The organism is Streptomyces sp. NBC_00057 (assembly GCF_045041165.1).
GTDB lineage: Bacteria > Actinomycetota > Actinomycetes > Streptomycetales > Streptomycetaceae > Streptomyces.
Genome location: NZ_CP108256.1, coordinates 1,029,380 through 1,046,881 on the forward strand (window position 1 = coordinate 1,029,380; position 17,502 = coordinate 1,046,881).

The 17,502-nt window shown below is 68.6% G+C and carries 18 protein-coding genes, 6 pseudogenes and 1 riboswitch; of the genes and pseudogenes, 6 read left to right on the plus strand and 18 right to left on the minus strand.

All coding sequences use genetic code 11. The features are described 5' to 3' along the window. Nucleotides 1-181 precede the first annotated feature (181 nt). Nucleotides 182-1,507, plus strand: coding sequence for a globin domain-containing protein (locus tag OG953_RS05150; protein ID WP_405682739.1), 1,326 nt, complete (start codon nucleotides 182-184; stop codon nucleotides 1,505-1,507). On the opposite strand, the gene OG953_RS05155 is transcribed toward OG953_RS05150, so the two are convergent. Further along, nucleotides 1,458-2,135 carry a vitamin K epoxide reductase family protein gene (locus tag OG953_RS05155; protein ID WP_405691647.1) on the minus strand — a complete coding sequence of 226 codons (678 nt, stop codon included), beginning with the start codon at nucleotides 2,133-2,135 and terminating at the stop codon, nucleotides 1,458-1,460. The two genes, OG953_RS05150 and OG953_RS05155, sit on opposite strands and share 50 nt — an antisense overlap. Nucleotides 2,136-2,158: 23 nt before the next feature. Then, nucleotides 2,159-2,638 carry a hypothetical protein gene (locus OG953_RS05160; RefSeq protein WP_405691649.1) on the minus strand — a complete coding sequence of 160 codons (480 nt, stop codon included), beginning with the start codon at nucleotides 2,636-2,638 and terminating at the stop codon, nucleotides 2,159-2,161. Between the two features lie 243 nt (nucleotides 2,639-2,881). Here OG953_RS05160 and OG953_RS05165 point away from each other — a divergent pair, with 243 nt between their 5' ends. Then, entirely contained in the window at nucleotides 2,882-3,388 is a 507-nt protein-coding gene (locus OG953_RS05165; RefSeq protein WP_405682741.1) for a pyridoxamine 5'-phosphate oxidase family protein, read from the plus strand. A 277-nt stretch (nucleotides 3,389-3,665) separates the two neighbouring features. On the opposite strand, the pseudogene OG953_RS05170 reads toward OG953_RS05165, so the two are convergent. Next, nucleotides 3,666-3,899 (minus strand): annotated as a pseudogene (locus tag OG953_RS05170) (helix-turn-helix domain-containing protein); the annotation flags it as partial. On the opposite strand from OG953_RS05170, the pseudogene OG953_RS05175 reads away from it, so the two are divergent. Then, nucleotides 3,879-4,211 (plus strand): annotated as a pseudogene (locus OG953_RS05175) (zinc-binding dehydrogenase); the annotation flags it as partial. The pseudogenes OG953_RS05170 and OG953_RS05175 sit on opposite strands and share 21 nt — an antisense overlap. A gap of 35 nt (nucleotides 4,212-4,246) precedes the next feature. On the opposite strand, the pseudogene OG953_RS05180 reads toward OG953_RS05175, so the two are convergent. From OG953_RS05180 to OG953_RS05225, 10 genes and pseudogenes are all read right to left on the minus strand, one after another. Then, nucleotides 4,247-4,483: pseudogene (locus OG953_RS05180) on the minus strand (VOC family protein); the annotation flags it as partial. Between the two features lie 106 nt (nucleotides 4,484-4,589). Continuing rightward, the gene (locus OG953_RS05185; protein ID WP_405691651.1) at nucleotides 4,590-4,709 is read right to left on the minus strand and encodes an SDR family oxidoreductase; all 120 of its coding nucleotides are present in this window, start codon (nucleotides 4,707-4,709) and stop codon (nucleotides 4,590-4,592) included. 436 nt (nucleotides 4,710-5,145) lie between these two features. After that, nucleotides 5,146-5,550 carry a CBS domain-containing protein gene (locus tag OG953_RS05190; RefSeq protein WP_405682742.1) on the minus strand — a complete coding sequence of 135 codons (405 nt, stop codon included), beginning with the start codon at nucleotides 5,548-5,550 and terminating at the stop codon, nucleotides 5,146-5,148. Between the two features lie 44 nt (nucleotides 5,551-5,594). Beyond that, complete coding sequence (locus OG953_RS05195; protein WP_405682744.1) at nucleotides 5,595-5,960, minus strand: ArsR/SmtB family transcription factor; 366 nt, start codon at nucleotides 5,958-5,960, stop codon at nucleotides 5,595-5,597. A gap of 323 nt (nucleotides 5,961-6,283) precedes the next feature. Then, on the minus strand, nucleotides 6,284-6,883 hold the full coding sequence (locus OG953_RS05200; RefSeq protein WP_405682745.1) for a hypothetical protein: 600 nt from the start codon (nucleotides 6,881-6,883) through the stop codon (nucleotides 6,284-6,286). 227 nt (nucleotides 6,884-7,110) lie between these two features. Further along, nucleotides 7,111-7,404: pseudogene (locus OG953_RS05205) on the minus strand (flavoprotein); the annotation flags it as partial. A 467-nt stretch (nucleotides 7,405-7,871) separates the two neighbouring features. Beyond that, nucleotides 7,872-8,519 carry a nucleotide exchange factor GrpE gene (grpE, locus tag OG953_RS05210; protein ID WP_405682746.1) on the minus strand — a complete coding sequence of 216 codons (648 nt, stop codon included), beginning with the start codon at nucleotides 8,517-8,519 and terminating at the stop codon, nucleotides 7,872-7,874. After that, on the minus strand, nucleotides 8,516-10,387 hold the full coding sequence (gene dnaK / locus OG953_RS05215; protein ID WP_405682747.1) for a molecular chaperone DnaK: 1,872 nt from the start codon (nucleotides 10,385-10,387) through the stop codon (nucleotides 8,516-8,518). The genes grpE and dnaK overlap by 4 nt, the downstream gene beginning before the upstream one ends. A 20-nt stretch (nucleotides 10,388-10,407) precedes the next feature. Further along, entirely contained in the window at nucleotides 10,408-11,121 is a 714-nt protein-coding gene (locus OG953_RS05220) for a type III effector protein (RefSeq protein WP_405682749.1), read from the minus strand. Nucleotides 11,122-11,742: 621 nt separating this feature from the next. Continuing rightward, nucleotides 11,743-12,288 (minus strand): annotated as a pseudogene (locus OG953_RS05225) (PP2C family protein-serine/threonine phosphatase). Between OG953_RS05225 and OG953_RS05230 the strand changes: the two are divergent. Beyond that, a complete protein-coding gene (locus tag OG953_RS05230) occupies nucleotides 12,269-12,460 on the plus strand; it encodes a hypothetical protein (protein ID WP_405692447.1) in 192 nt (63 codons plus the stop codon). The pseudogene OG953_RS05225 and the gene OG953_RS05230 overlap by 20 nt on opposite strands. Before the next feature lie 271 nt (nucleotides 12,461-12,731). On the opposite strand, the gene OG953_RS05235 is transcribed toward OG953_RS05230, so the two are convergent. Continuing rightward, a complete protein-coding gene (locus OG953_RS05235) occupies nucleotides 12,732-13,115 on the minus strand; it encodes a hypothetical protein (protein ID WP_405682750.1) in 384 nt (127 codons plus the stop codon). Between the two features lie 179 nt (nucleotides 13,116-13,294). On the opposite strand from OG953_RS05235, the gene OG953_RS05240 reads away from it, so the two are divergent. After that, the gene (locus OG953_RS05240; RefSeq protein WP_405682751.1) at nucleotides 13,295-13,453 is read left to right on the plus strand and encodes a hypothetical protein; all 159 of its coding nucleotides are present in this window, start codon (nucleotides 13,295-13,297) and stop codon (nucleotides 13,451-13,453) included. Between the two features lie 723 nt (nucleotides 13,454-14,176). Here the strand turns inward: OG953_RS05240 and OG953_RS05245 are convergent. Continuing rightward, nucleotides 14,177-15,142, minus strand: a complete 966-nt coding sequence (locus OG953_RS05245) for a pirin family protein (RefSeq protein ID WP_405682752.1) — start codon at nucleotides 15,140-15,142, stop codon at nucleotides 14,177-14,179. Between the two features lie 178 nt (nucleotides 15,143-15,320). Between OG953_RS05245 and OG953_RS05250 the strand changes: the two genes are divergently transcribed. Continuing rightward, nucleotides 15,321-15,680 (plus strand): tetratricopeptide repeat protein, encoded by a 360-nt coding sequence (locus OG953_RS05250; RefSeq protein WP_405682753.1) that lies wholly within the window; start codon nucleotides 15,321-15,323, stop codon nucleotides 15,678-15,680. Between the two features lie 10 nt (nucleotides 15,681-15,690). Here OG953_RS05250 and OG953_RS05255 read toward each other — a convergent pair. The 3 genes and pseudogenes from OG953_RS05255 to OG953_RS05265 all read right to left on the minus strand — a co-directional run. Beyond that, nucleotides 15,691-16,104: pseudogene (locus OG953_RS05255) on the minus strand (TetR/AcrR family transcriptional regulator); the annotation flags it as partial. 187 nt (nucleotides 16,105-16,291) lie between these two features. Then, entirely contained in the window at nucleotides 16,292-17,065 is a 774-nt protein-coding gene (locus tag OG953_RS05260; protein WP_405682754.1) for a CbtA family protein, read from the minus strand. 28 nt (nucleotides 17,066-17,093) lie between these two features. After that, entirely contained in the window at nucleotides 17,094-17,309 is a 216-nt protein-coding gene (locus OG953_RS05265; RefSeq protein WP_405682755.1) for a CbtB domain-containing protein, read from the minus strand. Nucleotides 17,310-17,354: 45 nt separating this feature from the next. Next, nucleotides 17,355-17,447, minus strand: a riboswitch (adenosylcobalamin (AdoCbl) riboswitch). Nucleotides 17,448-17,502 lie beyond the last annotated feature (55 nt).

Genomic DNA, 17,502 nt, shown 5'->3' on the forward strand with positions numbered 1-17,502 from the left:
GGTTCGCCGGGGTGTCACAGCATGTCGAACAGGCTCTGAACAGGGCCGAAAGGCCCTGTGGCCAGGGCCGTTCGGCGGTCTGGACGCGGTGCCATACTGACGCCGCCGAGATCGTCGGGGCGCTACGGACGTCTCTGTGTCCCGGCCACCCCACCGTGCTGTCCCAAGGAGTCACCCGTCCATGAACACCCCGAGCGAGGACTACCACGCACTGCTCGCGCGGCATGACGCGATGCGGCTGCGACGACGTATCCTGTCCCCGGCCGGAGTTGGCGCCGAATCATGGTGCACCGAGGCACCGCAGCCGTACGACGGAACGTCCGACCAGCAGCTGATCAGCGAATTCCTGCCGCTGGTGAGCCCGCTGGAGGAGCTGATCGCCGAGCTGTACCGGGTCCTGTTCGAGCGGCATCCGTATCTGCGGTCGTTGTTCCCCGAGTCGATGGCGTTCCAGCAGGCCCATCTCGTCGGGATCTTCCGCTATCTGATCGGCAATCTGCACCGTACGGACGAGATGATCGGCACCTTCACGCAGCTGGGTCGCGACCATCGCAAGCTCGGTGTGCGCCGCGCGCACTTCGAGGCGTTCGAGGCGGCGCTGATCGAGGCACTGCGCATGCGTGCGGGCGCCCGGTGGACCGGTGCTCTGGAGGACGCCTGGCTGCGGATGCTGCGGCTGGCCGTTTCGGCGATGGTCAGGGGCGCGGACGAGGCGATCGCCGAACCGCCGAGCTGGGAGGCGACGGTGGCCTCGCACGAGTTCCGTACGCCGGATCTCGCGGTGTTGAGGGTGCGCCCCCATCAGCCCTACGCCTTCAGGGCCGGGCAGTTCGCGTCCTTGGAGTCGCCGCTCCTGGAGCAGGCATGGCGTCCTTACTATCTGGCCCGCGCGCCGCATCCGGACGGCGAGTTGGAGTTCCATGTACGGGCCCGGGGTGCCGGCGGGGTGAGTGATGCGCTGGTGAACGGCACGCGGGAGGGCGACACTGTCCGCCTCAGCGCACCGCGCGGCGCGCTTGCCCTGCCCGATCACACCCCGTCCGCCGACGTTGTGTTGATCGCCTCCGGTACCGGATGGGCCGCGGTGAAGGCGCTGCTCCAGCAGCTCGACGCCGAACCGTTCCGTGCGCACCGAGTGCGTCTGCTGCTGGATGGAGGGGTGGGTGAGGGCGTGTACGACGCGGTGTTCCTGGAGGCGTTCCGGCGCGGACGCCCCTGGCTGACCGTCCTCACGGCCGGTCAGGCCGATCCGGCCGGCCCCTCCGCAAATCCCGGTCTGCGGGCCCTGGACGGAATACTGGCGCAACGTCGCGGGGCCGCCGCCCGGCAACACGTCTATCTGGCCCTGGCACCGGAGGCATCCACGACAGACTCGGCGCGGGCCGTCGCCGCCCGGCTGGCCGCCGCCGGAGTCCCGACCACGCACATCCATCACGACATCACCGGCATGGTGCGGGTCACAGAAACGTCTGCCAGTACGACCAGAACCGGATTGCTATCAGCATGACGATGGCCAGGCACCAAGTCACCGGCACCGCAAGGGGGAACTCCAGTACCGCCGCGACGAGGGCGCGTGGGGCGGGCAGGACGCCATGGCGCAGATTGTGCACGGTGGTGTGCCAGAACATGAAGATCGTGGCCACCCACACGAGTACGCACCACAGGCAGAGCGCGCCGATGTCGTACAGCGCCTGCGTCATCAGCCACATGCAGAAGCCGACGCCGAACAGGGTGCCCAGGTTCAGTCCCAGCCAGTACCACCGCCGGTAGCGCGCACCTGCGAGCAGGCCTGCGCCGGTCCCCATCACCACCCCGAAGGCGATCAGTCCGATGAGCGGATTGGGGAAGCCGAACACCGACGCCTGTTCGCTGCGCATCACATCCGCGCAGGACACCACGGGGCTCAGCGAGCAGGCGGGAACGAAGCCGGGGTCGGCGAGCAGTTCGAACTTGTCGGTGGTGATCACGAAGGAGCCGAGCAGCCCGAGGGCGGCGGTGATCACCAGTAGCCATGCGAATCCCTGGCGCGCCCCGGTCCGCGCCCGTTCGTATCGCGTCCCCGAAGCACCGTCGTTCGCCCGGTCCTTAGAGGAGCGAACCTCCCGGCCATCGGCCTCGAGGGCTTCCGCCACCATCCCCGACTCACGCGCCGACGCGCTCATGCCCACCCCCGCACGGAGCCGTCCGGCCAGACGACCTCCACCCGGATTCCACGCGCCCGGGCGAAGGCAACCAGATGTGCGGTGGCGTCCCGGCCGTCCGACGGCGAACCGTCCCACACGGCAAGCACGGTCCGGCACGTCTCCACCAGACGTTCATCGGCGCTGACACAAGCATTGCGGTCGGCCGGATCAAAAGCCAGCAGCCGTACGCTCTCGGCCAGGACCAGCAGCTCCCCTGCGGCCCGCCGGTCCCGCTCGGGCAGCACTGCGGGTACCGCGCCCTGGGCCGGCAGCAGTACCGTCAACTTCCGTCCGGCCTCCCGGGCGGCGCGCCCGAACACGAGCGGCAGCCCCGCCCCGACCCGTACGAGAGCGGCCACGCCCTCTGCCAGGCAGTCCAGCCGCGCTCTCAGTTCAGCCTCCACCAGCGCCAGAGTTCTGTTGTTGAGGTCTCTGTGTCCGACGACCGCGATCACCACGTTCCCCTCCTGTGCACATCCGCACCACCCACTCCGACCGAACACGCTCCACAAGCCACGGCCCGGCCCCCGGAGCCGCCGTTGGGCCGGCCCGTGGCATGCGGTCCACCGCAGTGAACCCATCGGGGGTCCGACGTCGCTAGGGCCGTTCGGCCCTGGGCCGTTCGGCCCTGGCGTGGGGAGGTCAGCACGCGATGTACTCGTGCGGCAGGTGAGCAGATCAGGAGACGAGGCCGCCCCATGAGCCACGCAGGTCATCAGTCGCCCCAGTCGTCCGTGCCCGCGGCCGCGCCCACGTCGTCGGCGTCGGCCCCGGCTCACGGCCCGGCGGCCATCGGACCACGCCGCACGGTCGAGTTGACGAACGCTCAGGCGCTGAGCCTGCTCGGCGGGGCGCCGCTCGGGCGGATCGTCTTCACCCAGCGCGCGCTGCCCGCAATCCGGCCGGTGAACCATCTGCTGGACCTCGGTCAGATCGTCATCCGGACCCATCAGGAATCGGACCTGTTCGCCCAGGCCCGGCACCATGGCGACCGGGGAGTCGTGGTCGCCTACCAGGCGGATGACATCGATCCGCTGACCCATCTGGGCTGGAGCGTCGTCGCGACAGGCTACTGCCGCCCCGTGACCGATCCCGATGCCCTGATGCGCTACCAACGACTGATCAGGCCCTGGTCGGACCGGGTGATGGACTGTGCGGTCCGCATCAATCCGCATCTGGTCACCGGGATCCGGCTGACGGTCTGATGCAGCGTCTCCGTGCTGAGGACTTCTCCGTGACTCGCTCCGTGGGCGAAGTGCCCGGGGCACACCAGGGCCCACTTGAGTCGCCTTTGGCTGGAACACACGGCTGAGACCGTCGGCCCACGTGGTCCGACGCGCCACTGTTCGCCGGGGCCATCGCGACGACCGATGATTCATGCGGGCCAGGATCGCCAGCACCTCCCCGGGGAACAGGTACCGGCATCCTGATGAAGAAGCAGGAACAGCCGGCCCCGATACCGTTCACGACCTGCGGCGACGCTCAGTGGATTTCTCCGGGAATCCCTCGGAACGTACGCCGGTAGGCGAGCGGCGACACACCGATGACTGCGTGAAGGTGCTGGCGGAGCGACGTGCCCGTCGCGAAGCCGACCTGGGCGGCGACGTCGTCCACCGGTAGATCGGTGGATTCGAGCAGATGCCGTGCCCGGGCGACCCGCTGCTGGATGAGCCACCGCCCCGGACTCATGCCGACCTCCTTGATCCCCTGGCGGGCGAGACCCGCGCCCGCTCGCTGAACGTCCTGCGTCCTGGCGGTGTTCTCGTCTCGCTCCTGTACGGCGCTTCCCCGGACGAGGCGCAGCGGGCCGCCGAGTTGGGAGTCCGTGTCGAGACCCTCCTTGTCGAGGCCGACCACGCCGGCATGAACGCGATCGCCGGTCTCGTCGAGGTCGGCTCCCTCCATGCCCACGTCGAGGCCACGTTTCCCCTCGCCGAAGCACCCAAGGCCCACGCCCTCGGCGAGACCGACCGGACCTCGGGAAAGATCGTGCTGGTCGTGACGGAGCCCGCATCAACGGAGTTGTGATCCCTTTGGCAGGGTCTGCGATGCGGATTCCCGGACGGACAGCCGAACGTCGTCCAGCAGGCGGAGTCCTGGGTGACGTCGCGGATCCGGGGGGCGCAGAGCGCGATCAGTCGCTGGGACTCGGCCTCGAAGGTGGGGCTGATGAGGTCGAGGTGCAGTCGGTTCTCCACCGACTTCGGCTCGGGGGCCTGGTGGAAGCTCAGCTTCGGGGTAGCCCCGTCCGGTTGGAGTGTGGCGGATTCGGGGCTCGCGCCCGAGGCGACTTCACGGCCGAGTGCCTCGGCTCAGAAGTGGGCCGGTTTCTCGGCGTCGGCGGCGTCGACGCCCAGACCGTACACGGTGTTGCTCATGCGCGTTGTCCTCCCGGAGCAGGCAGGTTCAGATGGCTGTGCGGCCGCCGTCGACGGCGACGGTCGCGCCGGTGACGTAGCCGGCCTTCGGCGAGGCGAGGAATGCGACGACCTGGGCGATCTCGGCGGGCTGGGCCGCCCGCTTCATCGCGGTGGTCTCGGCGAGTGCGCCGAACAGGTCGGGCAGGACTACCGCACCTGGCTGCACGAGCTCTTCTTCGACCTCGCCCAGCAGGCAGGCGCCAAGGACGCGAAGCCACTCGCCCAGCAACTGGTACTGCTCTACGACGGCGCCGGAATCAGTGCCTGGATGGACCGCGATCCCAGCGCCGAAACAGTGGCCCGCACCGCAGCTGCCGCCCTGGTCGACGCCGCCATCCCGGACTGAACCAGCCCACGTCACCCGCGATCGTCGACCCCCGATCGCGGCGAGCCGGTTTCATCCGGCTCCTGTTCTACGTGGGTGAGCATGCGCACAAGTGAACTGGCCGCGCTCCTGAAGGCCGCTCCTGATCTGTTCGAGTTCGCGGCAGATGCCGCGGATGGTGTCCGCCGCTGTGGTGCGCGCACGGAGGCCACTCAGGTCAGGGCCGGTCGGTGTCCTCTGGAAGTGTGCCGAGAAGTGCCTGCAGCCGTGCGGTGGTGAGGATGCCCACGGCGAAGCCGTCCTCGTCGACGACGGGCAGGATCGTCAGGGACCGCTCGCGCATGGCGGCTGCGGCCTCCGAGGCGAGCATGCCGGGGTGCGCGAACGGGCCGCAGTCGTGTGCGATGTCACGGACCCGGGTGTTCTCGGCGTACCAGGGCTTCGCTGCGTGGGCGGTGAGCTGGTCGAGAGTGATGATTCCGGCGCACCGGCCGGTGTCGTCACGGATGAGTACGTACTGGTTGTGGGATCCGCGCAGGACATCGAGTGCCCTGTCGATGCTGATGTGGTCGCTGACTTGCAGGTCCGGCGCGGTCATGGCGTCGGCGGCTGTGGGACTCATTCGAGAGGTGATCGTCGGCTCCAGGGGCTTGGGGGTGCGCGGCGTCACGCCCGGCGGGCACGAGAGGGCGCACCTGCTGAGGGCGCGGCGGCCCTGAGATCTTCGAGAAGTTCGTCCTGGCCGGCCAGGACGTCACTGCGGATGCCGCGGGCCACGGTCGGCAGGTCGGCAACCTCGGGCGTGGCGAGGCGGTAAAAGACGGTCGAGCCTTCCTTGCAGATGGCGACCGGATTGGCGCGTCGCAGGACGGCCGGCTGCTGAGAGAGACGGGCGGCCTCGGCACCCACTCCGAGAAGCAGCTCGGCGACGACGTGCTCCCACCGGCTGAGCAATTCGAGCACGCGGATGCGCACCGGGTTGCCGAGAGTTTTGAAGAAGTCGGCCTTGAGCTGGTGCAGAGGTGTGCTCATGACCGCCGCCTCCAGGGGTTCGGAACCGGGCGCCGGTACACGGCACCCGGCAAGTACGGTCGTCCGCGGGAGCGCCGCCGTCCCGGTTGCCGGGTCCGGCCGAGGTCGATGGCGGGTACGGTGCGGCCGGTCCGGCTGGGCCGACAGTGCCTCGCCGTGCGATTTCAGCATGGCGAGGCAGATGTGCGCGCTGATCGGGAGTGGGTCGGATGAGGGCATGGGCCCCTGGAACCGGTGCGTCCCGGTTGGGGTGCCCGGACAAGGAGACCGCGGTCCGATTCCGGCGGGCCGGGGGTCTTCGTCACGTCATGCAGGCGACTCCGTCACTCGCCTTCGAAGTCGTATCCGATCACCCGGAAGCTCGCTCCCGCGCCGTCGTTGACGAACACACCTCCGCCGACGCGCTGCGGGAACACGCCTGAAGTGGCACCGTAGGGTCCGACGACGGCGACGGGGCCGCCGTTGTCGCAGGTCGCCCCGCTGAAGACCTCGACGGTCCTCCGACTGTCGTTGAAGATGTTGAAGCTCGTGGCACCGAGGCCGCTGGCCGCGGTGATGCAGCCGCCGGGGTAGGCGGAATACGTCCGCTCATTGAAGTGGATCCTGCCCTCGTCGTAGCCCCGACCCCCGCCGTGGCCCCTGCCCTCGTCGTTACCTCTGCCCTCGTCGCCTCTGCCTTCATCGTTGCCCCTGCCCTGGTCACCCTTTCCGGCGTCGCCTCCGCCATTGGGGACCGAAGCCGGGGCTTGGGCCTGTCGGGCGACCGGGGCTGCCGGGGCTGCCGGGGCCGGCTGAGCCGGCCGGGCTGGCCGGGCTGGCCGGGCCGACTCGATGGTGGCGGCCGAGGTGAAGGTGCTGCCGGTGGCTGCCAGGGCCATGGCGGCCGCGAGGGCGGCGGTCACGACGGTGGAACGTGTAACCATGTCACTTCTCCTGTCTCAGAGAGGCCAGCTGCGTAGCCGGCCCGTGACTGAACGTACTTACGCTCCACAGGGATGTCATTTCGGGCATATCGAACGGCTGACGCCGAGCACCGATCGGGATACCGCCCGAGCCGGACGAGGGACTGAGTTGTCCGTCCACAGCGGTCGCGCGCGGACGGCTGTTGCCTGACGGGAGGACTGGGCGGTGCTGACGATCAACGTGGCAGTACTGCTCGCTGTGATCGTTGTCCTGCGGCGGTCAGCAGCCGCCGGAGGTGGCTGAAGGGGCGCCGATGGCGGAAGCCGGCCAGAACGATTACCTCATCGACCGGGTCGAGGCGGCGGTCGTCCTCGGCGACGATTACGAGGCGGTCGCCGCTCCTCTCGACGGCGGTGGTGCGGAAGCCGGTGACGGCGTCGGCGTGTCCGTCGTCGACGACAGCCTTGGCCGCGAGGCCGAGGGCGCCGTGGGCGGCGAGCTGGTCTGCCGTCCCGGCGCCGAAGGTGGAGCCGCTGGTGCCGAGTCACAAAACGCACCCACGAAGCCGTCATCCACATCGCCATGTTCGACCTCATGAGTAGACGCTTCACCCACGAATCGACACCGAACTGGCGCGACACCTGAACCTCGAACCAAACACCCCTGCCGGAACAAAACATTCTTTTGAACTTGCGTATAACTCTGTGGCTACCCCGTCAAAATGCCTGATCGCCAGTCAGGTCAATGTGGAGCCGTGCCCGGAGGGCACAGAGCGCCAATTGCCGCACTGGTTCACTGCGGTGATCGCCCAAGGGCGGGCGCACTCGCTCTGAGCTCCACAGAGCGTGCACGGGCCTGGCCCTCGCAAACTACGAGCACGACGACAACCGTGACCAGGAGCCCGCGCCCGAGTTGCTGTACTCCGTGGCTGACTGACAGCCGGCGGCGTGCGCCGTGCCCCTTGCACGAGGCAGCCCCGGCTCGGGTCCCGGGACTTGCCCCGTGCGACTATTCGGCGGAGGCGGGTCCTGTCACCGCTACCTGGGCCGGTCTCAGGAGGTGGTCACCGACCCGGTAGCCGTGCCGCAGCACCTCGGTGCAGACGGCCTGGGCCGCACCGGAGGCGTCGTAGGTGATCGCTTCATGCGTGTGGGGATCGAAGGGTTCACCCGCTGCGCCGACGGTCCGCAGGCCCAGAGCCGCCAGCCGCGCCTCAAGTACGTCGGAGAGGGCTGCCACCGCGCCGTGGTCGTCGCCCTGCCGGTGGATCTCGTCCAGGACATCCAGGACCGGAAGCAGACCGGTGAGGACGTTGACCACCGCGATCTCCCGTATCGCCAGTCGGTCGCGGCGTACCCGCTTGCGGTAGTTGTCGTACTCGGCTTTCACCCGCTGCAGGTCCGCGGTCAGTTCCGCGATCCGCTCACGCGGTCGTGCAGCCTCCGCCTGGCCGCTCTGGCCGGAGTCCGGGCGGGCCGTACCGGCGCCGTCCGAACCGATCCCGGCCGGACCGATCCCGGCCGGACCGATCCCGGCCGGACCGGAGGCATCTGGGCATCGCCCATCCCGGAGGGTGACCGGGGTGGCCCTGCGCAGGTCGCGCACCACCACAGGCGACCGATCACCGCGGTGCTCTGAGCGCGGGTTCTTACTCATCCGGTACCTCCCTTCTGCTCGTCGTCGACGATCTCCGCATCGACGACCTCATCGCCACCGGTGCCCGTGTCTCCGGGAGTGCCGCCGCCGGCCGTACCTCCTCCAGCTGTTTCGCCACCCTGCGCCTGCGCGTACAGGGCGGTGCCGATCCGCTGCGCGGCCGCCGCTGCCTTCTCGGTGGCGGTACGGATCTCGGCGGTGTCCTCGCCCTTGAGCTTCTCCTTGACCTCCGCCAGGGCGGCCTCGGTCTCGGAACGCACATCCGCGGGGATCTTGTCGGCGTTGTCCCGCAGCAGGGTCTCGGTCTGGTAGACCAGGCTCTCCGCCTGGTTGCGGGTCTCGGCAGCCTCCTTGCGCCGCCGGTCCTCCTCCGCATGCTGCTCGGCCTCGCGCACCATGCGGTCGATGTCGTCCTTCGGCAGCGAGGAGCCACCGGTGACGGTCATCTTCTGCTCCTTGCCGGTGCCGAGGTCCTTGGCGGTGACGTGCATGATGCCGTTCGCGTCGATGTCGAACGCGACCTCGATCTGCGGGATGCCACGCGGGGCCGGCGGCAGGCCGGTCAGCTCGAACATTCCGAGCTTCTTGTTGTACGCCGCGATCTCGCGCTCGCCCTGGTAGACCTGGATCTGCACGGACGGCTGGTTGTCCTCGGCCGTCGTGAAGATCTCGGAGCGCTTGGTCGGGATCGTGGTGTTGCGCTCGATGAGCTTCGTCATGATGCCGCCCTTGGTCTCGATGCCGAGGGAGAGCGGGGTGACGTCGAGCAGCAGGACGTCCTTGACCTCGCCCTTGAGGACACCCGCCTGGAGCGAGGCGCCGATGGCGACGACCTCGTCCGGGTTCACACCCTTGTGCGGATCCTTGCCGGTCAGCTCTCTCACCAGCTCGGTCACCGCCGGCATCCTGGTCGAACCGCCCACCAGAATCACATGATCGATGTCCGCCACCTTGATCCTGGCATCCTTGACCGCGTTGTGGAACGGCCCCTTGCAGCGCTCCAGCAGCGACGCCGTGAGCTGCTCGAACTGTGCGCGCGTCAACTTCTCGTCCAGATGCAGCGGGCCCTCGGCCGACGCCGAGATGTAGGGCAGGTTGATCGTGGTCTCGGTCGCAGCCGACAGCTCGATCTTCGCCTTCTCCGCAGCCTCCCGCAGCCGCTGGAGAGCCATCTTGTCCTTGGACAGGTCCACGCCGTAGCCGTTCTTGAACTGCTTCACCAAGTGGTCGACGACCTGCTGGTCCCAGTCGTCACCACCGAGGTGCGTGTCACCGTTGGTCGCCTTCACCTCCACCAGGCCCTCGCCGATCTCCAGCAGCGATACGTCGAAGGTGCCGCCACCGAGGTCGAAGACGAGGATCGTCTGATCGTTCTCCTTGTCCAGGCCATAGGCCAGCGCCGCAGACGTCGGCTCGTTGATGATCCGCAGCACGTTCAGGCCCGCGATCTGGCCCGCCTCCTTGGTCGCGGTGCGCTGAGCGTCGTTGAAGTACGCCGGGGCAGTGATCACCGCATCCGTCACGTCCTCCCCGAGATGCGCCTCGGCGTCCCGCTTCAGCTTCTGCAGCACCCGGGCGGAGATCTCCTGCGCGGTGTACCGCTTGCCGTCGATGTCGCCGGACTCGGGGAAACGCCATTGAGCGTCCCCCATGTGCCGCTTGACCGACCGCGCGGTGCGCTCGACGTTCGTCACCGCCTGTCGCTTGGCGACCTCGCCGACCAGCACCTCACCGTTCTTCGCGAAGGCGACCACCGACGGAGTGGTCCGCGCGCCCTCGGTGTTCGCGATGACCGTCGGCTCGCCGGCCTCGAGCACGGACACCACGGAGTTCGTCGTTCCCAGATCAATACCCACTGCCCGCGCCATCACTGCCTCCCTCGTGCCTTTCACGGATAGACCTGAGCCAGTTGCTGAACGAATGGTCTGCCTGCTGCTTCACCTCCCCGACCCGGTTGCGGACGTTCCGGCCCCGCTGTCCTCGGCCTCCCACTCACTGTGCGAGGCTTTCTGCGACTGCGCAGATTCTCGACCTGCCGCATAACGCGGTCCACGCGCCCGGCGAGATCGCGGCGCCCCTCCGGATACGGGCACACCTTGGCAAGCGGCCCGATGAGACGGACGGGGTCGTCTTCGCCGAGGGCGACGCCGAGTTCGGCCATGGCGGCGCGGGCCTGCTCACAGAGACCGGTGAGAGACGTGATCTCTCCAGTGGGCCTGCGCAGGTCCGCCGCGTTGCCCCGCGCCCAGGCCGAGACAGCGCGGTCGGCAGCCCGGCGATCGCGGATGGCCTGTATCCGTTGTTCCCCGGTAATGCCCACGTGACCGGTACACAGGCGCAGGTATCGGCGCTCGGCGGCCTGGCGGCTGCTGACGCTCAGCGGATGAGCGATATCAGCCCGGCTGGCCCCGGCTCCACGCGCCGCTTCGATGAGCCCGGGCTCCCACAGCGCCAGCCGCCGGCACATGTCCCGCATCAGACGGAGAGCATCCAGCGCCTCTCCCGGCCCGGCCGCGGCACCAGCGATCTCCGCTCCGCCGGGTGTGCAAGCCCGACGCACCGCAACTTCGACCATGCCCAGCGCCTGCGTGGCGGCGGCCAAGGAGACCGGCAGACCAGGGAGGCCTGGCGTCATTGAGGCTGTTCCGGTCACGGACAACCCTCCGGGCGAAATGCTTGTCATCGTTCGCATGACATTCCACTTGTCACCCTTTGGGTGACATATTACAAGCGGATTGAAGTGAAACATATGGGTGCAAAGTGCCTGAACCCACCTGGAGGTGACCGGCAATGCAGCTGCACACGTGTCCACTGCTGGTTCTCACTGCCCTCTTGGCACGTTGGAGCCCGGCTCCTGCCGGAGTCTGATCGTGCCGTCGGGCCCAGCCCCCATTGCTGTGCGGTTGCGTCCCGGCGATGGGCGGCGTGGGTTGGCATGGGCAGCCGGCACCCCGTAGTCCCTGCGATCCACGTACTCCAGCGCCTTCACACGGTTCTTGACGGCGTCGTCGCCACGCATCGTGCGAAGGATCTGCGAAGGGGCGTTGTCCGCGCCGATGGTGACGGCCTCGCCCGCGGCTCTACCGCTACCGCGCCACCCACCACCAGCGTGACGTGCCTGCGACACGCTGGTGGCACCGCACCCTCGTCGTCAGCTACGCCTTCCTGCCACCAGCGAACGTCATATCCGCAGGCACCGTGAGCCCTACCTTCTTGACCGGGCTCACAGGGGGTCTTGCCGGCCGCTGGGGTGTGTGGGCAGGCGTACGGCAAGGAGCGCGATGTCGTCAGTGCTTCCATTGCCGAAACCGGTGAGGACTTCATCACAGAAGGTGCTGAGCGGTTCGCGAGCGAGGGCCGCTGCCTCCTCGCGGAGGCGGCGCAGCCGATTCGCGACGCTGTCTCCGGGGCGTTCGATCAGGCCGTCGGTGTAGAGCAGGAACGTGGCCTCGGGCGGTAGGACGTCCTGCCGGTCGGGGCGAGGCCGGCCGGTGTCCACGCTCGCCATCGTGCTCGACGAGCAGCGGGGGCGGGTGTCCGGCGTTGGAGAAACTCAGGTTCCAGTGACCGTGCTGGGTGGCTTCGAGGCGTGAGTAGATACAGCTGGCCATGTGGCCCGTGTGCAGGGTGTGGGAAATGAGGTCGAGGCGGCGCAGGATGTCGCTGGGGGTTCTCGCCGGTCGCAGGCGGGGGCGCGGAGCATGTTGCGCATCTGGCTCATGGTGACGGCGGCCTGAACGTCGTGGCCGATGACATCTCCAATGATCAAGGCGTCGGCGCCGTCGGGCAGCGGGAAGCAGTCGTACCAGTCGCCGCCGACCTCCGCGGCTGCGGGAGCGGGGGACATAGCGCGCGGTGAGGGCGAAGGGGGTGTTGTCGGGCAGCGGCGGGAGCAGGGAACGCTGCAGGCGTTCCACATCGTGGAGACGGAGCAGTGGTAGCGCCCAGCATCCAGCTCGCGGGCCCAGATCTGTGCGGGCGGCAGTTCAGCGTATTCGTTGCTGTTCATCAACTCCAGTACCGCAGCCCGTTCTTCGGCCGTGAGCGACGAGGGCTGCACCTGCTGCTTGCGGGGCCCGCGCGGTGATGGGGGCCGCAGCCGTCGGTAGTGGGTGGCCCGCGACCGGCCGGTCAGCCGGCAGGCGGCCGTGATGCCCAGCTCACCCTCGACACCGGTGAACGCCCCGTCCACCGCCGGGTCGGCGGCAGGGCTCAGTCCGCGCTCTCGGAGATCATTTCCAAGAGCGCGGAAGCTTTTCCCATGACTTCCAGTGCGGCCTTGTTCCGGGCCAGTTCCTTCTCCAGCCGTTCCACCTGGCGGCGCAGCTTCTCGTTCTCCGTCTCGGCGGCCGACTTCTTCGGCCTCGCCAGGCTGGTGCGCTTGTCGACCAGCTTCTCCAGGGCCCCGGCATCCCGCGCGGTCCGCCACTCCTTGACGTGGGGGTGGTACAGCCGTTCCCGGCGCAGGATCGCGCCCTTCTCGTTCTTGGGCGCGGCGTCGTACTCGGCCACGATCCGCAGCTTGTACTCCGGGCTGAAAGTGCGGCGCTTCGGCCGGGGAGCCGGGTCGGACCCGGCGGGCTTGGTGCTGGTCATGAGGGGGTGGTTCTCCTGTCGCGCCCTCTCAGGCTAACCCGCCGAAGCGGAACGTCTCACCCAAGGCTGACAGAGAGGGACAGGCCGCGCCGGGCCGGCGCGAGCCCGACGCCTCGTTCTACGAGGGCCCCTTTCACGCCGACCTGCCCCCATACCCTCAGATACAGGCCGACCGAGCCGTGCCCACCGAGCACCTGCTCACCCTGGACGGAGTATGGACGGACGGCTCGGATCCCTCACGCCCCGGCTACGACAGCGACTACCTCACCTTCGTCAACACCTACCTCGACACCCTGCCGCCGCAAACGTTCATCGTGCGCATCCGAATCCACTGCTGACAGCCCGAGATCAGTAACGGGACAAGCCTTGATCAGCTTCCGCGGCTGCTTCTCCACTGGAGCAGCAGTTCGCAGCGGAAGGGGGCGCACAGGGCCACTTGGCTCTCACACTGGCCGTGGCTGCTGTCCCCACCTGGCCGGCACCGGCCAGGGTCAGCACGACTCCTGCCGTAGCCGGACTGCGTCGAATCCTCATGTAGTCCCTCCTTCGGGATCGGCAGCATGCAGGCGGGGCCGGACTCCGGCCTCGATGGAGTGTCCGCCAGGGGATCGGAGACCTGCAGTTTGCTGATGGGGCACGTACTCCCGTGCTTCGCCGCGTCCAGCGCGAAGTGGTGGGTCAGACCGAGATCCGGACCATGTACGGACCAGCGCGCGCCGCTCACCATTTCGCATATGAGGGCGGAGGAGTGAGCTCCCTTTTTCAGACAGGGAAATCCACGAACGCCAGGATCACGCGACCAATCGCCCCAGAGTGGCGGAAGCCCTCAAACACAAAGCGGCTGTGTCGACATAGAGCAATCCGGCAGCCTCCATTACGCGGAGCCGCACCACATGAAGCACGGCAGGCCGGGAAGGCCGCCGAAGGTGCCAACACCCGCAGGCATCGACCACACGAGAAACCAACCCACGTCACACACACCCGAGCACCTTCGCCGTTTCGGTGAAGGGGCCCAGTGAAGGTCGCGCGGAGAATGCCCCTGGCGGACGCATAGCACCAGGTCAGCGCACCCGCCCCCGTGGTTTCAGCGCCACCGGCGGCAGTTCGGGGGCGGGCAGCCGTTCGCCTTCGTAGCCCTTCACCTCACCGAAGCGGGTGGTAGACATCCAGTCCAGGCGGGCCTCCTCGATTTCCTCATGGGAACGGCCGATGAAGTTCCACCACATGACCATTTCCTCCTCGAAGGGCTCGCCGCCAAGGAGCATGAGGCCCGCGTCGGTGTCCGCGCGCAAGGGGAGTTCGGTGCGGCCGCAGCCGAGGTAGAGCATGGAACCGGGCAGCACGGCTACGCCGTCGACCTCGGCCTGGCCGGACATCGAGAGCACCGCGTACTCGAAGTCCGGGTCGAGCGGCAGGCGGGCCTCGGCACCGGCGGACAGGGCCAGGTCGGCGCCGACGATCGGGGTGTACGCGGTGCCGGGCGAAGTGGCGCCGTCGAGTTCGCCCAGGATCAGGGTGGCAGTGAGGCCGGGGGCGGTGACGGTCGGCAGTTCGGCGTGGTGCTGGAAGTGCGGCTCGACATGGCGGTGGGCGTCCGGCAGGGCGACCCAGAGCTGGGCACCGTGCAGAAACCTCGCATGCGGCTTCGGGCTCTCCTCGGAGTGACTGATGGCCCGGCCGGAGGTCATCAGTCCCAGCTCGCGCGGGCGGATCGTGCGGAGACTGCCGAGGCTGTCCCGGTGCAGGACCTCGCCGTCGTGCAGCCAGCTGACCGTCTGCAGGCCCATGTGGGGGTGGGGCGGCACTTGCATCCCTGGTTCGCCGGCGATGTCGTCGGGGCCGTAATGATCGACAAAGGCCCATGCGCCGACCATCCGGCGACCCAGATTGGGCAGCAGCCTGCGAACCTCGGTGGACTCACCCAGCCGGACATGGCGAGGGGTGAGGAGTTCACGCACGGGCTCCGCGACGACGAAGCCCCGTCCTCCACAGACGGAGAGTGCGGCCTGGCGATCGAGATTGCTCATGGCGCTCAACCTATTCCCGTGGGGGGCCGGGGTGCCGGTACCCACGCCGATAATTTAGTGGAATATTCAACCAGTGTGTCATGTTCGGATGACTGGGGCACGGCTGAGCGCATGGCCGGGTCAGTGGCTGGACAGGGCCGGGAGGGATCCCGGGACGGTCCGTGAACGAGGAGATCAAGTGAGCGACACGTATTTCGAGTTCGGTACGGCTGCCGATCGCTGGGACCGTGCCCAGATGTTCTTCGAAGCGAAGGAGTACATGACTGCGGCCCGGATTCTGGAAGGCCTGGTCGAGGAGGCGCCGGAGCAGGTCTCCCCGCGTCTGCTGCTGGCCCGGGCCTACTACCACTCGGCACGGCTCGGCAGGGCAGAGACGGAGCTGCGGGCGGTTCTGGAGCGCGACCCGGTGGAGCACTACGCGCGGCTGATGCTCGGCCGCACGCTTGAGCGCCAGGGGCGAAGCGCGGAGGCGACCGGTCATCTGCGGATGGCGGCGGCCTTCTCCGGGGAGTTCGACGCGGACCGGGCAGGGCTCTAGCGCTCGCGTGGGCGTTCGACAGGCGGTTCAGCCACTCCGTCAGGAGGGCGCCCTCGGCCGCACCGAGTGCCGGATCCGGCGACTGCCGCAGCAGCGCGTTCAGCCGGGCCGCGGCGGACGGCACGTGGGCCTCGGACACGGCGGCCCCCGTGTCGTCCGCGTCGGCGGAAGCACCGGACACATCCGAGGTGAAGACCGCGGCATGCACGGCGTCGCGTACCCGCCGTGACACGCTCGCGTCGCCGAAGGTCGCGGGGCGGGCGACGAGCGTCAGCGCCACGCCCACATTGGCCGACATCACCATCTGCGCGGCCAGTTCGGGGGCCAGGCGCAGCCCGCCCACAGCCGCGGCCCGTTCCAGGTCCCGGGTGAGGATCTGATGGGACTCGAGGGCCGCGGCCGGTGGCGTATGCACGGCCGGTGAAGGAGGACGCGCTGCTGAAGCACTACCGGATCGACTGGGAGCAACGGACCGAGGAGTGAGTCCCCGGTCGCCCGGCCCCTTGCGGGTACGTACAGCCGCCGGCTCGGCTGCGCAGGGCACGACGACGGAACCCGCCGGGAAGCTCCCGGCGGGTTCCGATGTCTTCTGTTGGACAGTGGTGCGTCGGTCAGCCGACCGCGGTGGCAGCCCGGTTCGCCGCGGCGTTTCCGGTCCTGACGGAGTCGGTCCTCGGTACGAGAAGCCGTTCCGTCAGCCAGCCGAAGACGAGGCCGAAGGTGATCCAGGCAGTGGCCTGCACGGCGAGCGTGGCCAGGCGGAACTCCCACAGCAGGCCGGCCGGGAAGTCCTTTCCGACCTCGTTGAACGAGGGCAGGAACGCGTAGGCGAACCCGATCACGACGACGTAGGCGGCGGATGCGGTGATCGTCGCGTTCCAGTTGCCCAGGCGTGGAGCCAGCCGCTTGCCGAAGATGACGGCAGCGACGGCCAGCAGCACGCTGAGGGCGACCATCAGGAAGAACAGGGCAGTGCGTCGGCCGATCGTGTCGGGGTTGCCGACGGCCGGCGGGTTGGCCGGGTACTTCAGGAACGGCACGATGTACACCGCCAGCAGGGCCGCACCCGCGATCAGGGCGGCCGTGGCCCGCGGGCCGAATCTGCCGATCCGGCCGAGGGCGTAACAGAAGACGAGGGCGGCGATGCCGCCGATCGCCACACCGAAGACGAGCACACCGGTGGCAAGGCCGGCGGTGGACTGCATGGTGCGGCTGACGAGTTCCTCGCCGCCGCCGTGGTCATGACTGTGCGCCTCTTCGAGAGCGATGGCCGCGTCCACCCGGGACTCGCCGAGGAAGTAGGCGACGACCAGAGCGAGCGCGCCCGCGGCGAGGCCGGCCAGCATGCCACGGACGAGCAGGGCTCTGACAGATATGGAGTTCATGAGGATTTCCCCTGGATCGGACGGTACGTCAGTGACAGGGGAAGCCGAGGAGGTGGCGGCCGTCGTGGACCCACTCGTGGACACCTTCGCCGGAGATGACCGCGGTGGCGCCCTGCTCGGCGCCGACGAAGTACAGCAGTACGAGCATGAGGATGCCGAAGAAGACCGCCCAAGGGGCAATGGCCTTCAGGGAGATGGGGGTGATCGCCGGTACGGCGGCGGCGGGGGCAGCATTCTGTGCCATGGCAGAACCTCCTGAGGGAACACGCGTCCCGTTCGTGGTGCCTGAGACGAAGGTGCTGGGTCTGACTTCCCGTACGGGTACGGGTTCACAGTGGCGCGACCGTGCCGGATTCTCACCGGACTTCCGTCACACTTCGTCATGCTCATCGGACGATACCGCCTGGGAGCAGGCGCGGCCATGGTGCCGTCGGCGG